This window comes from Mesorhizobium sp. M1A.F.Ca.ET.072.01.1.1 (genome assembly GCF_004023325.1).
Classification (GTDB): domain Bacteria; phylum Pseudomonadota; class Alphaproteobacteria; order Rhizobiales; family Rhizobiaceae; genus Mesorhizobium.
Map to the genome: position 1 here is coordinate 1 of NZ_RZSF01000443.1, position 4361 is coordinate 4361.

The following is a 4361-nucleotide window of genomic DNA, read 5'->3' on the forward strand; positions in this document are numbered from 1 at the left end:
GGGCACGCGCGAGGCGCTGGAGGATTTTGCGCGCAGTGAAGGGGTTCCGCCGGCCGAGTTGCAGATCTTTCTTGTCCTGCCCAGCAACGAGGCTGTGCGTCAGGCGGTGGAGGCTGGTGCCGGCGCGACCATCATTTCCGAGCTCGTCATTGCGCGCTCGCTGGCGGAAGGCAGCTTGCGATCCGTGCCGGTCGTTCTGCCGAAACGCGATTTCGCCATGATTACCCATCGCGACCGGCAGGCGAGCCTCGCGCAAATGGCGCTCAAGGCACATCTCACCAGCAAGCAGGACGCGCCGTCAACGGGCAGGGGCTAGAGCAAGGAAGCGTCAGGCAAATTTGCGTCGCGCATCAAGCGCGAGCCCAAGCCCGACCGAGCCGAACATATCGCCTTCGATCACCGAGGCCTGCGGCACCAGCGAAAGGATCCGCCGCTTTGCCAGCGGGATCGCCGTCGAACCGCCGGTGAGGAACACGGCGGTGATGGCCGAAGCGGGAACGCCTGCGTCGGCGATCGTCCGACTGACCGTCGCGGCCACCCGTTCGATGTCGCCGCCGATCGTCTCTTCCAGGCCGGCGCGCGTGATCCTGGCCGCGAAGCGTACGCCGGGCAGCGACACCTTCACCTCGGCCCAGGAATATTCTGTCAGCGTGATCTTGGCCCGTTCGACCAGGCCTGCCATCGCATGCCCGTAACGATGCTCGACAATGTGGATGAAGCGGTCGACGAGATCGGCGCGCTCGGCTTCGAAGCGGATCTGCTTCAAATCCGACATCGCCTTCGCGGTGTAAATGAGATTGATGCGCTGCCAGGTGGCGAGGTCGATGAAATAACTTGCCGGCAGATTGCGCTTGCCGTCCTTGGTCGGCGTCAGATAGCCGAGCTCGGGCATGATATGGGCGATGCTGAGCAGCCGGTCGAAATCCGTGCCGCCGATGTGGATGCCGCGATTGGCCAATATGTCGCCCTTGCGGTCGTCCGAGCGGGCGCGCTCCGGCGAGACGCGCACGATCGAGAAGTCGGAGGTGCCGCCGCCCATGTCGACGATCAGCGCCAGCTCTTCACGGGCGACGTTCTGTTCGTAGTCGAGCGCCGCCGCGATCGGCTCGAACTGGAAGGCGATGTGCTTGAACCCTTGTGCGCGTGCCGCCTTTTCGAGCTCGCTTTGCGCCTTGGCGTCGGCGTCGGCATCGTCATCGACGAACTGCACGGGGCGGCCGAGCACGACGCGTTCGACCGGGCCGCCGGCATCCTCTTCCAGCCGCCTCTTCAAATGGCTGATGAATAAGCCGATGATGTCGGTGAAGCCGATCAGGCGCGCCTTGATGCGCGTCTTCTCGTTGGCGAGCGAGCTGCCGAGAACGCTTTTCAGCGAGCGCATCAGCCGGCCCTCGACGCTGTCGGTGTAGTCGGCGATCGCGCGGCGGCCGAAATAGGTGTGGCCGTCCTCGAAGTTGAAGAAGACGGCGCTCGGCAAGGTGGGCTGTTCGCCCTCAAGTGCTACCAGTTGCGCCCGGCCGTGGCGGATCACGCCCACTGTGGAATTGGACGTGCCGAAATCGATGCCGCCGAATGCTGGATGCATAGCAGCCTCCTGTCATTGGTTTCGTCGCAGCGCATCGCCGGCGTCGAAAAACGCGCCGTCATCCGGTCGCCGGACCGCTCTGCCGAATTGAATGTGTGCTTGTCCCCGAGTTGGGAGGCGGCGACTTATCCCAAATCCGGAAAAAGGGGAACCCTCATTCCGCGAAAAACGTCAATCCTTGCGGAAAACGATGCGTCCGAGCCAGCCGGTGAGCATGGCAAGCGACACGGCGAACACGCCGTAGAAGAAGGAATAGTCGTGCGCGACGCGGAAAATCGACTGTTCGAAACCGGACTTGCGGATTTCGAGCTGGGCCGAGCTCTCCTTCACGAACATGCCGCTCTTGAACAGGAAGGCGCGTGCCTTATGGGTGCCGACCGGGATGTTGGGCGCGAGCCGGACGGTGGCGCGGAACAGGTTCTGCGACAGGAACTGGACGCCCCCGACATTCTCGCTGTAAAGGCCGGTCGCCGTCTTGCGCTCGCGAAGTGCCGAGGTGAATTCCTCGATCGTGATCGGGCTGTCGCTGGGCTCGGCCGGTTGCATGTAGAGGTTCGAAGCGCCGAGCGACAGCTGCTTGTAGCTGTTCGGCTCGGTGATGTCCTGCAGCGGGCGGGTCGTCGCCACCGAGTAGGATACCGGCACGTTCTCGAAAGTCTCCGATTCCAGATTGATCCAGACGCCGAGCACCCTGTCCTTGCGGCGCACGACGACGGGGCGGGCGGGACCCTCCAGCACGACGATGACATCGTAGCGTCCTTGGCGCGCGATCAGCGGATCGGGATTTTCCAGCGAGCCGAAAATGGTGAGGTCAGCACCGGAAAACCCGGCAGTGATCGAAATGGCGTCGGTCGACAGGCCGATCTGGATGCTTTCCGTCGCCGGCGTCTGTGCCGCCGCCGGCAGTGCTGCGGCAGCGAGTGACAGGATGGCGGCTGCGAACGCTCTCAACGGCCCCATCAGGTCAGGCCCGCGAGCGAATAGCGATTGGGAGGCGTCACGAAAAGGTCGATGGCCAGGCGGATGGCGACGGCCAGAACCAACAGCGCCAGAAGCGCCCGCAACTGCTCGCCGCGCAGCCGCTGGCCCGCCTTGGCGCCATATTGCGCGCCGGCAACGCCGCCCGCCATCAGCAGGAAGGCCAGGATCACGTCGACCGTCTGGTTGGTCGTGGCATGCACCAGCGTGGTGTAGGCCGAGGTGAAGATGATCTGGAACAGCGAGGTGCCGATAACGACGTTGGTCGGCACCTTGAGCAGGTAGATCAGCGCCGGCACCATGATGAAGCCGCCGCCGACGCCCATGATCGACGACAGGAAGCCGATTGCCGCGCCGAGGCCGAGCACCGGGATGATGCTGACGAACAGCTTCGAGGCGCGGAAGCGCATCTTGAACGGCAGCCGGTGAATCCAGTTGTGCTGGCCGGATTTCTTCAGCACCGGCGCCGCGCCGCTTCGCGAGGCGCGCAGCGCGTTGACGCTCTCGACCAGCATCAGCCCGCCAACGGTGCCGAGCAGCGCGACGTAGAGCAGCGAGATGAAGAGGTCCAACTGGCCGAGCCGGCGCAGCAGCGCAAAGACATAGATGCCGGCGGTCGAGCCGACGATGCCGCCGGCGAGAAGCACTCCGCCGAGCTTGAAGTCGAGCGTGCCGCGCTTGAAGTGCGACAGCGCGCCGGAGAAGGAGGAGGCTATGACCTGGTTGGCCCCCGTGGCCACCGCGATCGCCGGCGGGATGTTGTAGAAGATCAGGAGCGGCGTGATCAGGAAGCCGCCGCCGACCCCGAACATGCCCGACAGGAAACCCACCGCCGCGCCCATCGCCAGCAGCACGAAGACGTTGACGGAAATTTCCGCGATCGGGAGATAGATGCCCACCCGTCTGTCTCGATCAGTTTGCCTGTCGGCGAATGCCGCCGTCCCCGGCAGTTTCGCACCAAAAAGCCAATTTTTTCTTGCGCGGCGCGGCGCCGGGGTCAAACCCCGGCGCCGCGCCGAAACGAAAACCGTCTCAATCAGTTAACAGGCAAATCTGTGGCAAGCCGTCGCGGAAGCGACGCGCCTGCCGTTATTTGTGCGCAAGCAGCGCCTTGACGAGCGGCGCATCGATCTCGCCGGTGGGCTTCATCTTGTTGTCGGTCTGAAAGGCCATGATCGCGTTCTTGGTCTTGTCGCCCATCACGCCGTCGGCGCCGCCGGCATCATAGCCATTCTTGTTGAGGATCAGCTGGATGTTCTTCACCGCCTTCTTCATGTCGATGCCGGCGGTCGTCTGCGGCGTGCTGTCCTGCCAGGATTCCGGAATGTCGGCCGAGTTGCTGGCCGCGTTGAGCGGCTTTGCCTTCCACAGGTCCGTGGCGGCGCGCGCCCGCTCGAGCTGCTCGGGCCTCAGCGCATTGGCGATCTCGTCGCGTTTGGCCGCGGCGTCCTTGTCGCCGGTCTTGGCGACGAGAGCGAACCATTTGTAGGATTCCTCCAGGTTCTGCTTCATGCCGACGCCCTTGGCCGAAAGGATGCCGAGATTGAACTGGCTGTCCTTGACGCCGAGGTCGGCGGCCTCCTGGAACCAGTGCGCCGCCGACTCATTGTCGGTCACGCCGTCCGCCGCCATGGCGAACAGAACCGCCAGATTGTGCATGGCGCTGGCGTTGCCCTGTTCCGCCGCGAGTTGGTAATAGGTCTTGGCTTTCTTGATGTCCCGCGCGACGCCGATGCCCTTCTCGTAAAAATTGCCGATGCGGTATTCGGCCGGTGCGAAGCCCAGTTCGGCGGATTTC

Annotated in this window: 5 protein-coding genes; 1 reads left to right on the forward strand and 4 read right to left on the reverse strand. The window is 64.0% G+C overall.

Translation table 11 applies throughout. From position 1 onward, the window contains the following. Nucleotides 1-316 (forward strand): LysR substrate-binding domain-containing protein (locus EOA32_RS33785; RefSeq protein ID WP_245499487.1); only part of this gene is annotated, 316 nt, incomplete at its 5' end. A 12-nt stretch (nucleotides 317-328) separates the two neighbouring features. Here the strand turns inward: EOA32_RS33785 and EOA32_RS33790 are convergent. From EOA32_RS33790 to EOA32_RS33805, 4 genes are all read right to left on the reverse strand, one after another. Then, complete coding sequence (locus EOA32_RS33790) at nucleotides 329-1585, reverse strand: Hsp70 family protein (RefSeq protein ID WP_128374036.1); 1257 nt, start codon at nucleotides 1583-1585, stop codon at nucleotides 329-331. Nucleotides 1586-1756: 171 nt separating this feature from the next. Further along, nucleotides 1757-2545, reverse strand: coding sequence for a TIGR02186 family protein (locus EOA32_RS33795; protein WP_128374037.1), 789 nt, complete (start codon nucleotides 2543-2545; stop codon nucleotides 1757-1759). Further along, complete coding sequence (locus EOA32_RS33800) at nucleotides 2545-3462, reverse strand: sulfite exporter TauE/SafE family protein (protein WP_066996707.1); 918 nt, start codon at nucleotides 3460-3462, stop codon at nucleotides 2545-2547. Before EOA32_RS33800 ends, EOA32_RS33795 begins: the two co-directional genes overlap by 1 nt. Before the next feature lie 190 nt (nucleotides 3463-3652). Continuing rightward, a partial coding sequence (locus EOA32_RS33805; RefSeq protein ID WP_145971447.1) for an SEL1-like repeat protein occupies nucleotides 3653-4361 on the reverse strand: 709 nt, incomplete at its 5' end.